The sequence below is a fragment of the Micromonospora sp. NPDC047467 genome (assembly GCF_040643095.1).
In the GTDB taxonomy this organism is placed as follows: domain Bacteria; phylum Actinomycetota; class Actinomycetes; order Mycobacteriales; family Micromonosporaceae; genus Micromonospora.
In genome coordinates, this window is record NZ_JBEYTO010000009.1 from 33,512 (window position 1) to 52,086 (window position 18,575).

The following is an 18,575-nucleotide window of genomic DNA, read 5'->3' on the forward strand; positions in this document are numbered from 1 at the left end:
GCGGGCGCGCGCCACTGCGACGGACGCGCCCACGGCGGCGGACGCGCCCACTTCGTCAGAGCCGACAGGCGTGGATGTTGGTGACGAGGATGGCGCGCGCGCCCAACTCGTACAGCTCGTCCATGATCCGGTGGACGTCGTCGCGGAGCACCATCGCCTGCACCGCCACCCAGCCCTCGCGGTGCAGCGGCGAGACGGTGGGTGACTCGATGCCCGGGGTGAGCCCGCTGGCGCGGTCCAGCAGGCCGGCCGGCACGTCGTAGGCGAGCATCACGTATCGGCGGGCCACCAGCACACCGTGCAGGCGTCGCAGCAACTGCTCGGCCTGTGCGTGCGCGGGCGCGCCGGCACGACGGACCAGCACCGCCGAGGAGCGCAGCAGCGGCTCGCCGAACACGACCAGGCCCGCCTGGCGCAGGGTCGCGCCGGTCTCCACGACGTCCGCGATCACGTCGGCGACACCGAGGCGTACGGCGTTCTCCACCGCGCCGTCGAGGCGGATGACGTCGGCCTTGATCCCCACCTCGGCGAGGTGCCGCTCGACCAGCCCCGGGTACGCGGTGGCGATCCGGTGCCCGCCCAGGTCCTGCACGGAGGCGATGTCGTCGGGGCGGGCGGCGAAGCGGAAGGTGGCCCGGCCGAAGGCGAGGTCGACGACCTCTTCCGCCGGCGCCGCCGAGTCGATCAGCAGGTCCCGGCCGGTGATCCCGAGGTCGAGGTCACCGGAGCCGACGTAGGTGGCGATGTCCTTGGGACGCAGGTAGAAGAATTCGACGTCGTTGGCCTCGTCCCGGCAGACGAGGTCCTTGGGGTCGGTGCGCTGGCGGTAGCCCGCCTCGCGCAGCATCTGGGCGGCCGGCTCGGCCAGGGTGCCCTTGTTGGGAATGGCGACACGCAACATGACGGAGTGCTCCTTCGATCCGGATGGCGATCAACGGGTGGGGGCACTCACAGATGTCGGTAGACGTCCTTGAGTTCGAGACCGCTGGCGAGCATCAGCACCTGAACCTGGTAGAGCAGTTGGGAGATCTCCTCGGCGGTGCGCTCCGGCCCCTCGTGCTCGGCGGCCATCCACGACTCGGCCGCCTCCTCGACGACCTTCTTGCCGATGAAATGCACCCCCTTGTCCAGGGCGGCAACGGTGCCCGAGCCCGGGGTGCCGGCGGCGGCCTTGGCCTGCAGCTCGGCGAACAACTCCTCGAACGTCTTCACGGGGAACGATTCTTCCAGCCGGTCGACTCGCACCGCGCGTCCGGGTCCGCCGACACCCAGTCAGCGGGACATCGAGGCGGCAATTCCCTATCGGCATGGTGGGACAATCTTCGATCGATGTCCATGGAGCTCTACGCTGTCGGCCATGGCCAGCAGTTCACGTCTCCTCGCGCTCACCCTCGCCGGTGCCGTCGTCGTCGCCACCGCCGGATGCGCGCCACAGAAGGAGCTTCCCACCCCCACTGTCACCGCGGCGCTGTCCTGCGCCAGGGACAGCCTGCCCACCCGTACGCCGGGCAAGCTGACCATCGCCACCGACCAGCCCGCGTACGAGCCGTGGTTCTCGAAGGACAAGCCGGAGAGCGGCGAGGGCTTCGAGTCCGCGGTCGCGTACGCGGTGGCGGAGAAGCTCGGCTACGCCCGCGGCGACGTCACCTGGACCCGGGTCAAGTTCGACACCGCGATCGCGCCCGGGCCGAAGGACTTCGACTTCGACATCAACCAGTTCTCCATCACCGAGGAGCGCAAGCAGGCTGTCGACTTCTCCGCGCCGTACTACCTGGTGCGGCAGACCGTCGTCGCGTTGAAGTCCTCGAAGATCGCCGGCAGGACGTCGCTGGCCGATCTGCGCGACGCCCGGCTCGGCGCCCAGGTCGGCACCACCAGCTACCAGGCGATCACCGATGTGATCAAGCCCTCCGCCAAACCGCAGGTCTACAACAGCAACGACGACGCCAAGAAGGCCCTGCAGAACGGGCAGCTGGACGGTCTCGTGGTGGACCTGCCGACCGCCTTCTACATCACCGGAGCGGAGATCACCGACGCGACGATCGTCGGGCAGGTGCCGCAGGTCGGTACGCCCGAGGCGTTCGGTTTGCTGCTGGACAAGAACTCCCCGCTGACCAAATGCGTGACCGGCGCGATCGGTCAGCTCACCGCGGCCGGCACGCTCAAGCAGTTGGAGCAGAAGTGGCTCGCGCAGGTGGCGGGGGCGGCCGAGCTGCGGTGACGCTCCTGGATCACGTTCCCTCCGAGGCACAGCGGCGGCGGTCCGCGTACCGGCATCGGCAGACCGTCCGGAGCGTGGTGGTCGCGGCCTGCTCCACGGCGGCGCTCGGCACGCTGCTGGTCGTCGCGGTGACCGGTGCGCCCGGCTGGGACCGGGTGCGGCGGTCGTTCCTGGACCGGGAGATCGCCCGGGACGCGCTGCCGGCGGTGCTGAGCGGGCTCTGGCTCAACGTCCGACTGCTGGTCTGCTGTGCGGTCGGCGCGCTGCTGCTCGGGCTGGTGATCGCGGTGCTGCGGACGTTGCGCGGCCCGGTCTTCTTCCCGGTCCGGGCGCTGGCCGCCGGCTACACCTACACCTTTCGCGGCCTGCCGCTGATCATCGTGCTCTACCTGCTCACCCTCGGCGTGCCCGGCCTGCGATTGCAGGGCATGCCGCCGGTGCTGGTGCTCGGTGGGGCCGCGCTGGTCCTCACCTACGGCGGTTATCTCGCCGAGGTGTTCCGGGCCGGCATCGAGTCGGTGCACCCCAGCCAGCTCGCGGCGGCCCGCTCGCTGGGTCTGACCTACCGGCAGACGATGCGGCACGTGGTGCTGCCACAGGCCGTCCGCCGGGTGGCGCCGCCGCTGCTCAACGACGTGGTGGCCCTGCAGAAGGACGTCGGGCTGGTCTCGCTGGCCGGGCCGATCGACGCGGTGCGGGCCGCCCAGATCGCCACCGCCCAGTCGTTCAACTACACGCCGTACGTCGTGGCCGGGGTGCTCTTCGTGCTGCTGGCGATCCCGCTGATCGCGGTCACCGACTGGGTGACGCTGCGCTCGGCCCGTCGACAGTCGGGAGGCTGACCATGGCTCTGCTGCGCTGCCGGGGCCTGCGCAAGGAGTTCGCCGGCCACGTCGTGCTGGACCGGCTCGACCTGACGGTCGCCGAGCACCGGGTGGTGGCCCTGATCGGCGCCTCCGGTTCGGGCAAGTCGACCCTGCTGCGGTGTGTGAACCTGCTGGAGGAACTCGACGACGGCACCATCGAGCTGGACGGGGAGGACATCTCCGACCCACGGGTGGACCCGGACCGGGTCCGGCGGCGGATCGGCATGGTGTTCCAGGCGTACAACCTCTTCCCGCACCTGAGCGTGCTGGAGAACATCACCCTCGCGCCCCGCCGCGTACACCGGCGGGAACGGGCCGAGGCGGAGGCCCAGGCCCGGGATCTGCTCGACCGGGTGGGGCTGGGCGACAAGGCGGACGCCTACCCGGACCGGCTCTCCGGCGGGCAGCAGCAGCGGGTGGCGATCGTGCGGGCGCTGGCCAACTCGCCCCGGCTGATGCTGCTCGACGAGGTGACCTCGGCGTTGGACCCGGAACTCGTCGGTGAGGTCCTGTCGATGATCCGGGACCTGAAGGCCGACGGGATGACCATGGTGCTGGCCACCCACGAGATGGGCTTCGCCCGGGAGGTCGCCGACGAGGTCTGTTTCCTCGACGCGGGACGGGTCGTGGAGAGCGGCCCGCCGGAGCAGGTGTTCGGGGAGCCGACCCAGCCCCGTACCCGGCAGTTCCTGCACCGGATCATCGAGGCCGGCCGCCTGTGACGGCACCGCGCCCGGCGGGTCAGCCGCCGAAGCCGACGCGCTGGGCGTTGCCCGTGGCCACGTTCCGCACGGCCAGCGCCGCGTCGAGCGCCGCCACGGTCGCCGCCCAGCCCTTGTCCTCCGCCGAGCCGGGCAGCCCGGCCCGGTCCCGGGCCTGCTCGATGGTCTCCACGGTGAGCACACCGTGCGCGACAGGCTTGCCCTCGTCGAGCGCCACCCGGGTCAGACCGTCGGTCACCGAACGGCAGACGTAGTCGAAGTGGGCGGTGGCGCCGCGCACCACCACGCCGAGCGCGACCACCACGTCACAGCGGCGCGCCAGGGCCTGCGCGACGACCGGCAGCTCGACGGAGCCGGCGACCCGGGCCACCACGGACCGCGCCCCGCACGCCTCGGCGGCGGCCACCGCGCGCTCCAGCATGTGGTCGGTCAGCTCGCCGTGCCACCGGGCGGCCACCACCCCGACGGTCAGCCCTGCGGCGTCCACCGCGTCGACTCCCGGCTCACCGAAACCCGCCATCGTCATACTCCGATCTCGTCGTCGGCGACCGGACGCCCCAGCGGCGCCTCGGACACCTCATCCAACTCGTCCAGCAGGTGCCCCATCCGGTCCCGCTTGGTGCGCAGGTAGCGCAGGTTCTCCGGGTGCGCACCGGCCGGCAGCCCCTCCCGCCCGGTGATGGCCAGCCCGTAGCCCTCCAACCCGGCCCGCTTGGCCGGGTTGTTGGTCAGCAGCCGCATCGAGCGCACGCCCAGGTCGTAGAGGATCTGCGCGCCGGTGCCGTAGTCGCGGGCGTCGGCCGGCAGGCCCAGGTCGAGGTTCGCGTCCACCGTGTCACGGCCCTGGTCCTGCAACTGGTACGCCTGCAACTTGTGCAGCAACCCGATGCCGCGCCCCTCGTGCCCGCGCACGTACAGCACCACGCCCCGGCCCTCGCGCGCGACCCGGGCCAGCGCGGCGTCCAACTGCGGGCCGCAGTCGCAGCGCAGCGAGCCGAACACGTCCCCGGTCAGGCACTCGGAGTGGACCCGGACCAGCACGTCCTGGCCGTCGCCGAGGTCACCGAGCACCATCGCGATGTGTTCGGCCGGGTCGTGCTCGGCGCGGTAGCCGAGCGCCCGGAACACCCCGTGCCGCGTCGGCATCCGGGCGTCCGCGACCAGTTCGACCTGCTTTTCGGTACGCCGCCGATGGGCGACCAGGTCGGCGATGGTGATCAGGGTGAGGCCGTGCTCGGCGCAGAACTTCTCCAGGTCCGGCAGGCGCATCATGGTGCCGTCGTCGTTGACCAGCTCGCAGAGCACGCCCGCCGGGCGCAGACCGGCCAGCCGGGTCAGGTCCACCGCCGCCTCGGTGTGCCCCGGCCTGCGCAGCACCCCGCCCTCGCGGGCCCGCAGCGGCACGACGTGCCCGGGTCGGGCCAGGTCGGTCGGGTCGGTGGCGGCGTCGGCCAGCAGCCGGATGGTGTGCGCGCGGTCGGCCGCCGAGATGCCGGTGCTGACACCCTCCCGGGCGTCCACGGTCACCGTGTAGGCGGTGCCGCGCCGGTCCTGGTTGGTGTGGTGCATCGGCGGCAGGTCGAGCCGGTCGGCTTCGCTCTCGGTCAGCGGCACGCAGACGTACCCGGAGGTGTAGCGCACCATGAACGCCATGAGGTCCTGCGTGGCCAACTCGGCCGCGAAGATCAGGTCGCCCTCGTTCTCCCGGTCGGCGTCGTCGACCACGACGACCGGCCGCCCGGCCGCGATGTCGGCGACCGCCTGCTCGATACTTCCGAAGCTGGTCATGCGACGGCCTCCGTGTAGGTGGACGGGATCGAGGTGACGGGACGAATGGCGCGCGACGTGCGCCACCAGGCGGCGAAACCCCAGGCGCAGAAGGCGCCGTAGACCAGGTACATGACCGCCGACGGGTAGAACCCGCCGCGCAGCAGCAGCGGCACGCCGACCGCGTCGACCGCGATCCAGAGCAGCCAGAACTCCACCCAGCCCCGGGCCATGCCGTACGTGGCCAGCAGGCTGCCGGTGAGGATCCAGGCGTCCGGCAGCGGACCCCAGGAGCCCAGCGCGGCGAGCACCGGGTACGCGAGCGCGGTGCCCACCCCGGCGGCCAGCAGCATCGCCAGGCGCTCCCGCCCGGTGGCCCAGCGCGGCAGCACCGCGGCCTGCCCGGCGTTGGCACGGCGGTTGCGCCGCCACCGCCACCAGCCGTAGACGCTGACCGCGAAGAAGAACACCTGCCGGCCGGCCTGCCCGTACAGGTCGTGCGCCTGCGGGGTGGCGAACACCCCGCCGAGGAAGACGGTGAACAGCAGCGCGTTGCCGATCATGCCGACCGGCCAGGCCCAGACCACCCGGCGCAACCCGAGCAGCGCGGAGATCAACCCGAAGCCGTTGCCGACGATCTCCCGGGCCAGCACCGGCGAGCCGGCCACCTGCACCTGGGCGTCGAGCAACCAGCCGAGCGGGCCCATCAGGCCACCCCGCCCGTGCCGCCGGTCGCCCCGGCGGCGGTGTCGGTGAGCCGGGCGCCGAGCAGCCGCTCGACGTACTTGGCCACCACGTCGACCTCAAGGTTGACCGGGTCGCCGACGCCCTTCGCGCCGAGCGTGGTCAGCTTCAGGGTGGTCGGGATCAGCCCGACGGCGAACTGGTCCGCACCGACCTCGGCCACGGTCAGCGAGACGCCGTCGATGGTGATCGAGCCCTTCTCCACCACGTACCGGGCCAGGGCGGCGGGCAGCCGGAACCGGACCGTCTCCCACTGCTCGGCCGGTTCCCGGGAGATCAGCTCACCGACGCCGTCGACGTGGCCCTGCACGAGGTGCCCGCCGAGCCGGCTGCCGAGCGCGGCGGCCCGCTCCAGGTTGACCGGGTCACCGGGGCGCAGCGCGCCCAGCGCGGAGCGGCGCAGCGTCTCGCCCATCACGTCGGCGGTGAAGACGCCGTCGGCTGCCTCCACGACGGTCAGGCAGACGCCGTTGACGGCGATGGAGTCGCCGTGCCGGGCGTCGGAGGTGACCAGCGGGCCGCGTACGGCGACCAGCGCCGAATCGTCCGCCGTGGGCGTCACCCGGACGATTTCGCCCAGCTCCTCGACAATGCCGGTGAACATGTCAGCCCTCCCTTTTGCGGGGCAATGCGGTGATCCGGAGATCCGGACCGATCTGCGTAACGTCGACGAACTCCAGATCGATGGCCTCAGCGATGGTGGTCACTCCCGCGTCGACCAGGGCGGTCGGGCCGGCGCCGAGCAGCCGGGGCGCGACGTACCCGACGATCTTGTCGACCAGGCCGGCTCGCAGGAACGCGCCGGCCAGCCGGGGGCCACCCTCCAGCAGGACCGCGCGGACGCCACGCTGGTGCAGCGCCGCGAGCAGCGCCGGCAGGTCGACCCGGCCGTCCGGGTCGGCGCCCACCTCGGCGGCGGTCGCGATCCACGTCCGCGCGGCGCCGTCGCGGACCCGGGCGTCGACGGGTGTACGCCCCGAGCTGTCCACCACCACCCGCAGCGGCTGCCGGATGGCCAGGCTGCCGTCGCGCAGGTTGCGGGCGGTCAGCCGGGGATCGTCGGCGAGCACGGTGCCGACCCCGGCGACGACCGCGTCGACCGTGCCGCGCAGCGCGTGCACGTCGATCCGGGCCGCCTCCGAGGTGATCCACATGCTGGTGCCGTCCGCCGCCGCGGACCGGCCGTCCACCGTCGCGGCGTACTTCCAGATGACGTACGGCCAGCCCCGGCGCATCGAGGTCAGCCACGCGACGTTGCCGGCCTGGGCCTCGTCGCCGCGTACCCCCAGATCCACCCGGACCCCGGCGGAGCGCAACGTGGCGGCGCCGCCGGACGCCACCGGGTTCGGATCGGGTACGGCGATCACCACCCGGGCCACGCCGGCCTGGACGAGCGCGCTGCTACAGGGGCCCGTGCGGCCGGTGTGGTCGCAGGGTTCCAGAGTGACGACGGCGGTGCCGCCCTCGGCCCGTGGGCCGGCCTGGGCCAGCGCGACGATCTCGGCGTGCGGCCCGCCGGCGTAGGCGTGGAAGCCCTCCCCGACGACCTCGCCGTCCGCGTCGAGCAGCACACAGCCGACCACCGGGTTGGGGCTGGTGGTGCCCAGCCCGCGCGCCGCCAGCTCGATCGCACGCCGCATCGCCTCATCGACGGAGACGCTGGCCATCGCCCTGCCCCTGCCCTCTCACTCGCCGGTCCGCGCGCGGGCGGTCAGGGAGGCGGCATGGGGCCGCGGGCAGGCGGCGGCGGAGTCCGGGTACGGCACAGCCGCCCCGGGGGGTCGACCGGCACGCTGAAGCCAGCGGCCGGCTCGGACCCGTCCGTCCCGCGCGCTGTCTCCCATCCGGACTGTCTGGGAGCAGACGAGCCGCTCCCAACCGTCGGCCCCGGATTTACACCAGGTCCACCGGGCGGCAGAGCCGTCCGGGTCGCGGGCTGACCACGGTTGGACCGTGGATCACCGCCGGTTCGGAATTTCACCGAGTCCCGCCAGCGCGTGGTGGGTACCCCGAAGTCTTACACGCCGACGGGGATACGTCGCCACTCCAGGCGAGCTACTTCACAGCGGCGTCACGCTCACGGGACGCCGCGGCGGCGGTCCACCGCGACATACGACCCGGGTTGGCTCTTGGCCACCGTCTTCATCTCCGAGGCCACCGCGATGGCCTCAAGGGGGTCGGTGAATCGCTTGCCGGCGTCGGAGAGGGAGACGCCGATGGAGAGGGTGACCAGGGCAGCCCTGCGGATGGTGCCCCGGCGGTCCTTCAGCTCGACGAAACCGCGCTCGCGGTCGGTCGGGTCGTAGAGCATGTCGGCGGAGTTCTCGAAGTCGACCACCGCCCGGGAGGTCAGCGGGCGCACCTGGCCCGGGGTGCAGACGATGACGAAGTCGTCGCCGCCGACGTGGCCGAGGAAGGCCGGCGGCAACCCGACCGCCACCACCGCCCGGTGCAGGCTGCGAGCCAGCGTGGAGATGAAGTCGTCGCCGCGGACGAAGCCGTACCGGTCGTTGACGCTCTTGAACCGGTCGATGTCGACGTAGCCGACCGCGTAGTCCACCCCCTGCCGGACCCGGTCGCTGATCTCCCGACGGATCCGGCTGTTGCCGGGCAGCCCGGTCAGCGGGGAGACCTCCCGGAACTCCTTGTTGCGGCGCAGCGTCGAGGAGACCCGGGCCACCAGCTCCGCGGTGTCGAAGGGCTTGACGAGATAGTCGTCGGCGCCGGCGCTGAGCCCGTGGACCTTGTCCACGGTCATCCCCTTCGCCGTCAGCATGATCACCGGCAGGGCGGAGGTCATCGGGTCGGCGCGCAGCCGACGGGTCAGCTCCAGGCCGTCGATCCGGGGCATCATCAGGTCGACCACGGCCAGGTCCGGCCGCTCCCGCTCGATCATGTCGAGCGCCTCCTGGCCGTCGCTGGCGTGGATCACCTCGAAGCCGTGCAGGCGCAGGTTGAACTCGACGAACCGAGCGATGTCCTCGTCGTCGTCGACGACGAGAATGACGTCCTTGCGGTCGCCGTCGGGTTCCACCTCAGGCGCCGGAAGCGGCGCGTTCCGCCAGCGCCCGCAGGTGCCGGATCGCCTCCGCCGGGTCGGCGGCGCCGTAGACGGCGGTGCCGGCCACGAACGCGTCGGCCCCGGCGGCGGCCGCCTGCTCGATGGTGTCGGCGGCGATCCCGCCGTCCACCTCGATGCGCAGCTCCAGGTGCCCGGCGTCGACGTGCCGGCGGACGGCGCGGACCTTGTCCAGCATCTGCGGGATGAACCGCTGCCCACCGAAGCCGGCCTTGATCGTCATGATCAGCAGGGTGTCGAAGCTGGGCAGCAGGTCCAGGTACGGCTCGATCGGCGTGTCCCGGTCGATGGCCAGCCCGGCCTTGGCGCCGGCCGCGCGCAGGTCCTTCGCCAGCGCCACCGGGTCGTCGGCCGCCTCCGCGTGGAAGGTGACGTTGTACGCCCCGGCGTCGGCGTAGCCGGGAGCCCACCGACGCGGGTCCTCGATCATCAGGTGGACGTCGAACGGCATCGTGGTGGCGGCCCGCAGGCTCTGCACCACGGGCAGCCCGATGGTCAGGTTCGGCACGAAATGGTTGTCCATCACGTCCACGTGCAACCAGTCCGCGGCGTCCTCGACGGCACGGACCTCTTCGGCGAGGCGGGCGAAATCGGCGGCCAGGATGCTCGGCGCGACGATCGGCGGCGGTACGGTCACGGGGCCAGTGTACGAACGCGGCCATCCGCTGCCCGCATCGCGGCACCATGTGGAACGCGATGTGATGCGACAGTGACCCGTCGTGCAGAATTGGCCGATCCGGATCGGCAAATCCGGACGAACAGACATCAGCGGCTAGCCGATCGACGGAAACGCGACAACACTCCAACGGGGACGGTGCCGTAGGCTGCACGCCCGCCGGAGTCTTGCCGCGGGGCGCGGTGACCGGCCGCCAGCTCCGGAAGGGCGGACGATGCGACGGTGGCTTCCAGCGCTGGCGCTGGCCGGCGTCACGGCGATGCTGCTGACAGGCTGTGGGCACGCGCGAGGCCCGGACGGCGACCTCACCGACGACTGGCCGGCGCTGCGGGCTCCGACTCCGTTCACCCCCGCCACCGACACCTGCCTGCCCCGGATCACCTCGATCGTGCAGGCCAGCACGTACGAGACGGTGGACTGTGCCCGCAGCCACCTCTCCGAGGCGATCCACGTCGGCACCTTCACCGGCCCCGCCGCCCTGGCTGGCACCCGTCCGGGGCCCGGCTCGACGACACTGCGCGCGGCCCGCGCCGAGTGCGACCAGCGGGCCCGGGAGATGCTCGGCGGCGACTGGCACACGGCGCGGCTCACCCTGTCGGTCTCGCTGCCCTCCGCGCCGGCCTGGTCCGGCGGGGCTCGCTGGTTCCGCTGCGAGCTCAGCGAGACCGACAGCATCGACAACACCCGGCCGGTCAACCGCGTCGGCAGCCTGCGCGGCGCGTTGATCGGCGACGCCCCGCTGTTCCACCGCTGCTTCGATCCCAAGCTGATCGGTGACAACCTCAACTACATGGCGCCGGTGCTCTGCGCCGAGCCGCACCGCGCGGAGTTCGTCGGCGTCTACGAGGAACAGGACATGACCTGGGCGGAGTTCACCCGCTCCGGCGACCAGGCGCACCGGCGCTGCATGGCGCTGATCGCCGCGTACGCCGCCGTGCCGAACAACAGCGACCTGCCGTACCGGGCCGGGTCCATCTACTACCCACCGTCGCAGCGGGAGTGGGAGGAGGGTGACCGTGGGGTGCGCTGTTTCCTGTGGAGCGACGACCGCAAACTCACCCGTTCGATGCGCGGCGCCGGCCCCGAGGGACTACCCGCAATCTGACCTACGGTGCCGTATGCTCCTGCGCCGTGGCGCTACCGACTGGCTGGGGTCAGCCGGACGCCACCGGCGGCGGGAGGTCGGAGATGCGACGGTGGTTGACGGCGGTGGTCGGGGGCGCGGCGGTGGCCATGGTGCTCGCCGGTTGTGGCGCACCCGCCGGAGTCGACCGTGACCTCACCGACGACTGGCCGTCACCCGTCGCCGCGCAGCAGTTCGTGCCCACCGCCGGTGTCTGCCACCACTCCTCGCAGCAGGTGGGCTTCCTGAGCGGTTACAACCCGATGGACTGCGGCGAGTCGCACCGGGTGGAGACCATGCACGTCGGCACGCTCACCGGTCCGGGCGCCGACCGCGCCACGCCCCCGCTGCCCGGCTCGGTGGGCATGCGGGCCGCGCAGGACGCCTGCGAGACCGAGGTCAGCAAGGCGGTCGGCGCCGACCGGCGCACCGGGCGACTCACCCTGACCGTCGTGCTGCCGTCCGCACCCGCCTGGGCCGGTGGCGCCCGCTGGTACCGCTGCGACGTCGCGGAGATCGCCAGCATCGACGACACCGCCGTCGACCTGCGCACCGGCAGCCTCCGGGGGGCGCTCACCGGTGCGGCGCCACTGGCGTACCGCTGCTTCAACCCGAAGCTGGTCAAGGACGAGGTCGAGGAGATGGTGCCGGTCTCCTGCACCGCCAAGCACCACGCCGAGTTCGTCGGGATCTGGCAGGCCCCGGACATCAGCTACACGGAGTTCAACCGCGCCACCAAGCGGACCCACCGGGCCTGCCAGTCGTTGACCGCCAAGTACGCCAAGGTGCCGGACAACTCCCAACTCGACTTCCGCGTCGGATCGATCTACTACCAGCCGTACGAGGAGGAGTGGAAGAACGGCAACCGGGGCGTGCAGTGCTTCCTCTGGATCAGCGACCGGGACCTGACCCGCTCGATGAAGAACGCCGGCACCAAGGGCCTCCCGGTCACCTGACCGGCCCGGCTCGACGAAGGGGGCCTCTGTCGTCGACAGGGGCCCCCTTCGTCGGCGCGGTGCGACTCAGCCTCGGCGCAGGACGGCCATGAACATCGCGTCGGTGCCATGCCGGTGCGGCCACAGCTGCACGGTGGGGCCGTCACCCAGGCCGGGCATGCCCGCCGGCAGCAACGGCCGGGCGTCGACGAAGTCCACCGACACCCCGCTGCGACGCGCCGCCTCGGTCACCGTCACGTGCGTCTCCACCGTGTGTGGCGAGCAGGTGACGTAGGCGACGAGGCCACCCGGGCGGACCGCCCGCAACGCCGCACCCAGCAACTCCCGCTGCAGCCGGGTCAGCTGCGGCAGATCGGACGGCTGGCGGCGCCAACGCGACTCCGGCCTGCGGCGCAGAGACCCCAGCCCGGTGCACGGAGCGTCCACCAGCACCCGGTCGAAGTGCCCCTCCGGCAGCTTCGGGTCCGCGCCGACCTCACGGCCGTCCATGGTCAGCACGGTCACCGGCAGACCTCGGGTCGCCTGGGACACCAGCCGAGCACGGTGCTCGGCCACCTCCACAGCGGTCAGGCGGGCGCCGCGCTGCGCGGCCAGCGCGCCGAGCAGGCCAGCCTTGCCGCCCGGACCGGCGCACAGGTCCAGCCAGCGCCCGTCCGGGCCGTCCAACGGCGCGTCGGCGAGCGCCGCGGCCACGAGCTGCGAGCCCTCGTCCTGGACGTGGGCGCGGCCGTCGACCACCGCCGGAACGTCGCCCGGCGCGCCACCGGGCAGATAGACGGCGTACGGCGAGAAGGCGCCTGGCGCACCGCCGACCTGATCGGCCAGCTCGACCGGGTCGATCAGGCCGGGACGGGCGCACAGGTGCACCGGAGGCCGCTCATTGTCCTCGATCAGGAGCCGGGCCGTCTCGCCCAAGTCACCGCCGAGCGCCTCGGAGAAGGCCCGCACGATCCACTGTGGATGGCTGTACGCCAGCGCCAGGTGCCCGACCGGGTCGGTCTCCATCGGTGGGGCCAGCTTCGCCACCCAGCCGTCGGAGTCGAGGGTGGACACCTCGCGCAGCACCGCGTTGGCGAACCCGGTGGCGCCCGGCGCGACCGAGCGGACCAGATCGACGGTCGACGAGACCGCCGCGTGCGGGGGTACCCGGGTGTGCAGCAGCTGGTACGCCCCGATCCGCAGCGCGTCGCGGACCGGCGGGTCGATCCGGGCCACGTCCCGGCCGGCCGCGTCGCTGAGGATCGCGTCCAGCGTGCCCACGTGGCGCAGGGTGCCGTAGGTCAGCTCGGTGGCGAAGGCCGCGTCCCGACCGAACAACCCCTCGTCGCGCAGGATGATGGGCAGCACCAGGTTGGCGAACGCGTCGTCGCGGTGCACGGCGGCCACCGCCTCGTACGCCGCGCGTCGCGGCCGGTCCAGCGGAGGCCGAACGGGCCGGCGGTCCGCACCGCGTTCGGCCGACGGGCCACCACGGCTCGGGCGGGTCCCCTCCGGGGCCGTCACGCGAACGCCTCGCCGGTGCCGACCCGGACGCCGCGCGCCCAGTCGGTCGCCGACATGGCCCGCTTGCCCGCGGCTCGAACCTCGCCGAGGCGTACCGGCACGGTGGCCGTACCGGCCAGCACCCGGGACTTCTCCACCAACAGCTCCCCTGGTTTCAGGTCCGGGCCGTCGGCCACCGGCGTGACCGGGCCGAGTTTCACCCGCTCGTCCCGGAAGGTCGTCCACGGGCCCGGGGCCGGAGTGCAGGCGCGGATCCGCCGGTCCACGGCGAAGGCCGGGTCAGCCCAGCGCACCCGGGCGTCCTCCACGGTCAGCTTCGGCGCCAGCGACACGCCGTCGGCGGGCTGCGGCTCGGCCCGGGCGGTGCCGTCGGCGATCGCGTCGAGCACCGCCACCAGCAGCCCGGCGCCGGAGTCGGCGAGCCGCTCCAGCAGGTCGCCGGAGGTGTCGGCGGGACGGATCTCGTCGGTCAGGGTGCCGTAGACCGGGCCTGTGTCCAGACCCTGCTCCAGTTGGAAGACGCTGGCACCGGTCAGCTCGTCGCCGTGCAGCACCGCGTGCTGCACGGGCGCGGCGCCGCGCCAGGCGGGCAGCAGGGAGAAGTGCAGGTTGATCCAGCCGTACCGGGGGATCTCCAGGGCCGCTGGCGGCACCAGCGCGCCGTAGGCGACCACCGGCACGCAGTCCGGTGCCAGCTCGCGCAGCCGGTCGAGGAACTCCGGGTCGCGGGGGCGGGCCGGGGTGAGCACCTCGACGCCGTGCTCGTCGGCCCACGCGCCGACCGGGGAGCGGGACAGGCCGCGCCCCCGCCCGGCGGGCGCGTCGGGCCGGGTGACCACGGCCACCAGCTCGTGCGGGGAGGCCGCGACGGCGGCCAGCGCGGGAACGGCCACGGCCGGCGTACCGGCGAAGATCACACGCATCCGGGTCACCGACCCAGACCGAAGGGGTCGCTGAGGTGCGGGCTCAACTTGACCGTCGGCGGGGCTGCCGCGTCGTACCACTCGGCCTGACGGATCGCCTTCATGGCTTCCTTACGCCCCTCCGGATCAAGCCGGTCGAGGAAGAGCACCCCGTCGAGGTGGTCGGTCTCGTGCTGCACACAGCGGGCCATCAGGCCGGTACCGACGATCTGCATCGGGTCGCCGAACGAACTGAAGCCCTTGGCGATGACGTTCTGCCGACGCTTGGTGTCGAAGTAGAGCCCGGGGATCGACAGGCAGCCCTCCGGGCCGTCCTGCTCCTCCTCGTCGGGAAACTCCAGCACCGGGTTGATCAGGTGCCCGAGCACGTCGTCGACGTCGAAGGTGAAGACACGCAGGCTCACACCGAGCTGCGGCGCGGCCAGGCCGGCGCCGCCCTGCTCACGCATCGTGTCGGTCAGGTCGGCCACAAGCCGACGCAGCTCGGCGTCGAAGTCGACCACCGGATCGGCCGGCGTGCGCAGCACCGGATCCCCAAACAGACGGATGGGCTGGACGGTCACGCGGGACGGCTCCTTCATGGGTGGGACGTGCGGTGCCGTACCAGTCTACGGAGTGCGCGGTCGGGCACCGGCCGGCGTACCTCGATCGACCACCGCCGGTGTGCCAAGCGTCACGGGCTCAGCCCTGCTTCAGGCGCTGACGCCCGTGTCGCCCGCGAGGACCGCGTCGCCGCCGAGCAGCGCGGGCTCCGGCAGCGGCAGCTGGATCTTGTGGGCGGACTCCCAGTCGTAGACCAGGCCGGGGCGCACCTGCGCGGCGAAGTAGTCGATGGCGCTCATGCCGCCCACCACCGGCTCGTCGACCTCGGCGACCAGTTGGGCGGGCACCAGGGAGAAGCTGTTCTGCAGAGCGGCGCTGAGCCGGCGGTGACCGTCGACGACGAAGAAGTACTCGCCGGTGAAGCCGATCTTCAGCGGCTCCAGCGACTCGTCACCGGCCTCGGCCACATCGCCGACGAACTCGGTGTCCCACAGACCGCGCAGGGTCGCGATGTCCTCGGTCGGGTAGACCCGGGCCGGGTCCAGCAGCAGCAGCGGCGGACCCTCCCGCAGCACGTCGGCGCCGAGCGTGCCCTCGTACGCGGCGATGATGTGCTCGACCACCTCGGCGGCGGACGCCCGGGTCGTGTCGCAGATCAGGTCATAGTTACGCAGGCGGGCCTTGTCCACCCCGTAGCGGACGATGAACCGGCTGCGCTCACTCTCGCTGCGCTCGCGGAGCTTGGCCTTGGCCTCCTCCAGCGAGGCGTAGCTCTCCGCCGGCCCGGACGGGCGGGCCAGCACCCGCCGGGCCGCCTCCCCCGGCTCGGTGATCATGTGCACCTTGAGCGCGTCCGTGAAGAAGTGCCACGCCAGGCGGGAGTCCATGACGAGGTGCTCGCCGGAGGCGGCGATGTCCCGCTGGAGCTGGTCGACGTAGCCGTCGACGGCTTGGTCGAGCTCGGCGTGCAGGTTGAGCTGCAGGGCGGTCATCTGCCGCTGCTGCGCCATCTCCCGGTAGAGGTCACCCACGCTGACCCGGCGCATCCCGAGCCGTTTGGCGATCTCCACCGAAACCGTGCTCTTGCCGCTGCCGAGGTCGCCGTTGAAGACGATCGATTGTCGAACGGTCACGACTGGTCCACCCCTGATCACCGGCTCATTGACATCATCGACATCGCGCCCGACCGACGCGTTCCCGCCATCCTGCGAGGACCCAGCTCGGCGCGTCTGACGCCCCGTCGCGACCTGGAGCCGTCGTACGCCATGGCATGACGGGCGATGCTACCACTTGGGCGCCACCGCTTTGCCGGACGCGGTGTGCGAGCGCCACCGTCCCGGACCAGGCCGGGAGCCGTCGGTGCGGACCGGAACGGTCAGAAGAGGCTCAACGGATCGACCTGGAGACGGACCGGGTCGGCGGCCTTGCGGGCGGCCCGCACGCCGGCGGCCGAGTGCAGCGCCTCGGCGAGCGCGGCGGCCCGGGCGCGGGGCACCCGGACCAGCATCCGCTCCCGGCCCTCGTCGGCCGGCACCGGGCCGAGCACCTCGGCGTCGCCGGGCAGCCGGGCCGCGGCGAGCAGGTCGGCCACCGCCTCGGCCGGGCCTGTGACGCTTGCCATCCGTACCGCCGGCGGGAAACCCAACTCCCGGCGCTCGGCCAACTCCCGGCCGGCGAACCAGGCGGCGTCCCACCGCAGCAGAGCCTGCACCGGGGCGAGCGCGCCGTCGGCGACCACCACCACCCGGCCGGCCGGGGCTGGCCGGGCCAGGGCCGCGGCGGCCATCCAGCGACGCAGCGCCTCCTCACCGGCGCGCAGGTCGGCCCGGGTCAGCAGGGCCCACGAGTCAAGCAGCAGCACCGCGCCGTAGCCGCCCTCGGCGACCGGCTCGGCACCGGGCGTGGCCACCACCAGGGCCGCGCCGCCCGGCACGTCGGTCAGCACCTCCTCCCGGCCCGAGGTCCGCACCGGCACGCCGGGAAAAGCCCGGCCCAACTCCTCGGCGGTACGTCGGGCACCGGTCACCGCCGCCCGCAGGCGCCGCCCACCGCACTCCGGGCAGGCGTACGCGGCGGCCACCCGGGCGCACCAGCGGCAGGCCGGGGTGCCACCGGCCGACGGCAACGCGAGCGGGCCGGCGCAGTGCGCGCAGCGGGCCGGGGTCCGGCAGTCGGCGCAGGAGATCGAGGGCAGATAGCCGCGGCGGGGCACCTGCACCAGCACCGGCAGGTCCGCCCGGACGGCGTCCCGGGCGGCCGTCCAGGCCAGGCTGGGCAGCCGCGCGGTGGCCGCCCCCGGGTCACGGGCCAACTGCGGGTCGTCACCGGTCGGCGCGATGGCCGGGATCCGGGCCCGCACCGTCGCCCGATCGGCGACCACCTCCCGGGCCCACCCGGTCTCCAGCAGCAGTTGCGCCTCGGCCGTGCGGGAGTACCCGCCGACCAGCGCGCCGGCCTCGGCGAGTTGGGCGCGGGTGAGCAGCACGTCGCGGGCGTGCGGATAGGGCGCCCGGGGTTCGGAGTGCAGGTCGTCGCCGTCGTCCCAGACCGCGACCAGGCCGAGTCGGTCCACCGGGGCGAACATGGCCGCGCGGGTACCGATCACCACCGGCACCTCCCCGCGCCGGGCGGCGAGGAACGCCCGGTAGCGCCGGGCCGGCCCGAGCGCGGCGGAGAGACTGACGTGCCGTCCCGACCCGAGCACGCTGGTCAGCGCAGCGTCGAGCCGATCGAGGTCACGGGCGTCGGCCACCACGACCACCGCGCCGCGCCCTCCGGCGACGGTGGCAGCCACCGCGTCGGCGTAGCGGGCCGCCCAGTCCTCGCCGGGCAGCGCCGACCAGACCGCGCGGGGCGCCCGGCCGTCGGTGAGCGCCGTCAGGAGGGCCGGCCCGGTCGGGTAGTCGCGCCACCCGCGCGGATCCACCGGCGCGGATCCAGCCGCCGGGTCGGCGTCGACACCGGCCGTGGACGCCTGCGGGTCGGCGACCGCACCCCGTCCGGCCGCCTCGGTCGCGTCGACGGTGTGATCGCCGCCCTCGTCGACAGGGCGAGCGGCGGCCTCGGTGGGGGCGGGCTGGTCGGCGCGGGCTTCCTTCTCCACGCGGGCGTGCCGGGGCGGCACGGCGAGCCGGAGCACGTCGGCGAGGTTGCCCGCGTACCGGTCGGCGACCGCTCGGGCCAGCCGGGCCACCTCGGGCGACAGCACCGGCTCCGGCGAGACCACCTTCTCCAGGTAGGCGAGCCGGCCGGTGTGCCCGGAGTCGTCGGCGCGGGCCAGCAGCCAGCCGTCGACGAGCTGCCCCGCGAAGCGCACCTTCACCCGGGTGCCGGGCACGGCCACGTCGTCCAGGTCGGCCGGCACCAGGTAGTCGAACGGCCGGTCCAGGTGCGCCAACGGGACATCCACGCAGACGCGCGCGACCGGCGACCCCGCTGCGGGTCGCCGGTCG

The 18,575-nt window shown here is 73.1% G+C and carries 19 protein-coding genes and 1 riboswitch; of the genes, 5 read left to right on the forward strand and 14 right to left on the reverse strand.

The features are described 5' to 3' along the window. Nucleotides 1-55: 55 nt before the first annotated feature. Nucleotides 56-901, reverse strand: coding sequence for an ATP phosphoribosyltransferase (gene hisG / locus ABZ780_RS23920; protein ID WP_357006642.1), 846 nt, complete (start codon nucleotides 899-901; stop codon nucleotides 56-58). Between the two features lie 47 nt (nucleotides 902-948). Continuing rightward, nucleotides 949-1,212 (reverse strand): phosphoribosyl-ATP diphosphatase, encoded by a 264-nt coding sequence (locus ABZ780_RS23925; RefSeq protein ID WP_030335709.1) that lies wholly within the window; start codon nucleotides 1,210-1,212, stop codon nucleotides 949-951. Nucleotides 1,213-1,357: 145 nt separating this feature from the next. On the opposite strand from ABZ780_RS23925, the gene ABZ780_RS23930 reads away from it, so the two are divergent. The 3 genes from ABZ780_RS23930 to ABZ780_RS23940 are packed head-to-tail and all read left to right on the forward strand — an operon-like array spanning nucleotide 1,358 to nucleotide 3,809. Beyond that, nucleotides 1,358-2,221: an ABC transporter substrate-binding protein gene (locus ABZ780_RS23930; RefSeq protein ID WP_357006638.1), complete on the forward strand. Its 864-nt coding sequence runs from the start codon at nucleotides 1,358-1,360 to the stop codon at nucleotides 2,219-2,221. Next, complete coding sequence (locus ABZ780_RS23935; protein ID WP_357006635.1) at nucleotides 2,218-3,063, forward strand: amino acid ABC transporter permease; 846 nt, start codon at nucleotides 2,218-2,220, stop codon at nucleotides 3,061-3,063. The genes ABZ780_RS23930 and ABZ780_RS23935 overlap by 4 nt, the downstream gene beginning before the upstream one ends. A gap of 2 nt (nucleotides 3,064-3,065) precedes the next feature. After that, nucleotides 3,066-3,809: an amino acid ABC transporter ATP-binding protein gene (locus ABZ780_RS23940; RefSeq protein WP_357006632.1), complete on the forward strand. Its 744-nt coding sequence runs from the start codon at nucleotides 3,066-3,068 to the stop codon at nucleotides 3,807-3,809. 19 nt (nucleotides 3,810-3,828) lie between these two features. Here ABZ780_RS23940 and ribH read toward each other — a convergent pair whose 3' ends face one another. The 7 genes from ribH to rpe all read right to left on the reverse strand — a co-directional run bounded on the left by ribH (nucleotide 3,829) and on the right by rpe (nucleotide 10,036). Continuing rightward, on the reverse strand, nucleotides 3,829-4,329 hold the full coding sequence (ribH, locus tag ABZ780_RS23945; RefSeq protein WP_357006839.1) for a 6,7-dimethyl-8-ribityllumazine synthase: 501 nt from the start codon (nucleotides 4,327-4,329) through the stop codon (nucleotides 3,829-3,831). 2 nt (nucleotides 4,330-4,331) lie between these two features. After that, nucleotides 4,332-5,597 (reverse strand): bifunctional 3,4-dihydroxy-2-butanone-4-phosphate synthase/GTP cyclohydrolase II, encoded by a 1,266-nt coding sequence (locus ABZ780_RS23950; protein ID WP_357006630.1) that lies wholly within the window; start codon nucleotides 5,595-5,597, stop codon nucleotides 4,332-4,334. Beyond that, nucleotides 5,594-6,283 carry a nicotinamide riboside transporter PnuC gene (pnuC, locus tag ABZ780_RS23955; RefSeq protein WP_357006627.1) on the reverse strand — a complete coding sequence of 230 codons (690 nt, stop codon included), beginning with the start codon at nucleotides 6,281-6,283 and terminating at the stop codon, nucleotides 5,594-5,596. Before pnuC ends, ABZ780_RS23950 begins: the two co-directional genes overlap by 4 nt. Beyond that, nucleotides 6,283-6,924 carry a riboflavin synthase gene (locus tag ABZ780_RS23960; protein ID WP_357006624.1) on the reverse strand — a complete coding sequence of 214 codons (642 nt, stop codon included), beginning with the start codon at nucleotides 6,922-6,924 and terminating at the stop codon, nucleotides 6,283-6,285. The genes pnuC and ABZ780_RS23960 overlap by 1 nt, the downstream gene beginning before the upstream one ends. 1 nt (nucleotide 6,925) lies before the next feature. Then, nucleotides 6,926-7,987, reverse strand: a complete 1,062-nt coding sequence (ribD, locus tag ABZ780_RS23965) for a bifunctional diaminohydroxyphosphoribosylaminopyrimidine deaminase/5-amino-6-(5-phosphoribosylamino)uracil reductase RibD (RefSeq protein WP_357006621.1) — start codon at nucleotides 7,985-7,987, stop codon at nucleotides 6,926-6,928. Nucleotides 7,988-8,148: 161 nt separating this feature from the next. Continuing rightward, nucleotides 8,149-8,319, reverse strand: a riboswitch (FMN riboswitch). A gap of 78 nt (nucleotides 8,320-8,397) precedes the next feature. Beyond that, nucleotides 8,398-9,354 (reverse strand): response regulator, encoded by a 957-nt coding sequence (locus ABZ780_RS23970; RefSeq protein WP_357006616.1) that lies wholly within the window; start codon nucleotides 9,352-9,354, stop codon nucleotides 8,398-8,400. Nucleotide 9,355: 1 nt separating this feature from the next. Further along, nucleotides 9,356-10,036 (reverse strand): ribulose-phosphate 3-epimerase, encoded by a 681-nt coding sequence (gene rpe, locus ABZ780_RS23975; RefSeq protein WP_357006613.1) that lies wholly within the window; start codon nucleotides 10,034-10,036, stop codon nucleotides 9,356-9,358. A 253-nt stretch (nucleotides 10,037-10,289) separates the two neighbouring features. On the opposite strand from rpe, the gene ABZ780_RS23980 reads away from it, so the two are divergent. Both ABZ780_RS23980 and ABZ780_RS23985 read left to right on the forward strand, forming a co-directional pair. Next, complete coding sequence (locus tag ABZ780_RS23980; RefSeq protein ID WP_357006610.1) at nucleotides 10,290-11,180, forward strand: septum formation family protein; 891 nt, start codon at nucleotides 10,290-10,292, stop codon at nucleotides 11,178-11,180. 83 nt (nucleotides 11,181-11,263) lie between these two features. Beyond that, on the forward strand, nucleotides 11,264-12,154 hold the full coding sequence (locus ABZ780_RS23985; protein ID WP_357006836.1) for a septum formation family protein: 891 nt from the start codon (nucleotides 11,264-11,266) through the stop codon (nucleotides 12,152-12,154). Nucleotides 12,155-12,220: 66 nt separating this feature from the next. On the opposite strand, the gene ABZ780_RS23990 is transcribed toward ABZ780_RS23985, so the two are convergent. The 5 genes from ABZ780_RS23990 to ABZ780_RS24010 form a co-directional block, all read right to left on the reverse strand. Beyond that, entirely contained in the window at nucleotides 12,221-13,699 is a 1,479-nt protein-coding gene (locus ABZ780_RS23990) for a transcription antitermination factor NusB (RefSeq protein WP_357006833.1), read from the reverse strand. Beyond that, nucleotides 13,654-14,580 carry a methionyl-tRNA formyltransferase gene (gene fmt / locus ABZ780_RS23995; protein WP_357006606.1) on the reverse strand — a complete coding sequence of 309 codons (927 nt, stop codon included), beginning with the start codon at nucleotides 14,578-14,580 and terminating at the stop codon, nucleotides 13,654-13,656. Before fmt ends, ABZ780_RS23990 begins: the two co-directional genes overlap by 46 nt. A 5-nt stretch (nucleotides 14,581-14,585) precedes the next feature. Then, nucleotides 14,586-15,143 (reverse strand): peptide deformylase, encoded by a 558-nt coding sequence (gene def, locus ABZ780_RS24000; protein WP_053655520.1) that lies wholly within the window; start codon nucleotides 15,141-15,143, stop codon nucleotides 14,586-14,588. Between the two features lie 129 nt (nucleotides 15,144-15,272). Next, entirely contained in the window at nucleotides 15,273-16,256 is a 984-nt protein-coding gene (locus tag ABZ780_RS24005; protein ID WP_357006603.1) for an AAA family ATPase, read from the reverse strand. Between the two features lie 242 nt (nucleotides 16,257-16,498). Continuing rightward, nucleotides 16,499-18,532 (reverse strand): primosomal protein N', encoded by a 2,034-nt coding sequence (locus ABZ780_RS24010; RefSeq protein WP_357487555.1) that lies wholly within the window; start codon nucleotides 18,530-18,532, stop codon nucleotides 16,499-16,501. Between the last annotated feature and the right edge of the window lie 43 nt (nucleotides 18,533-18,575).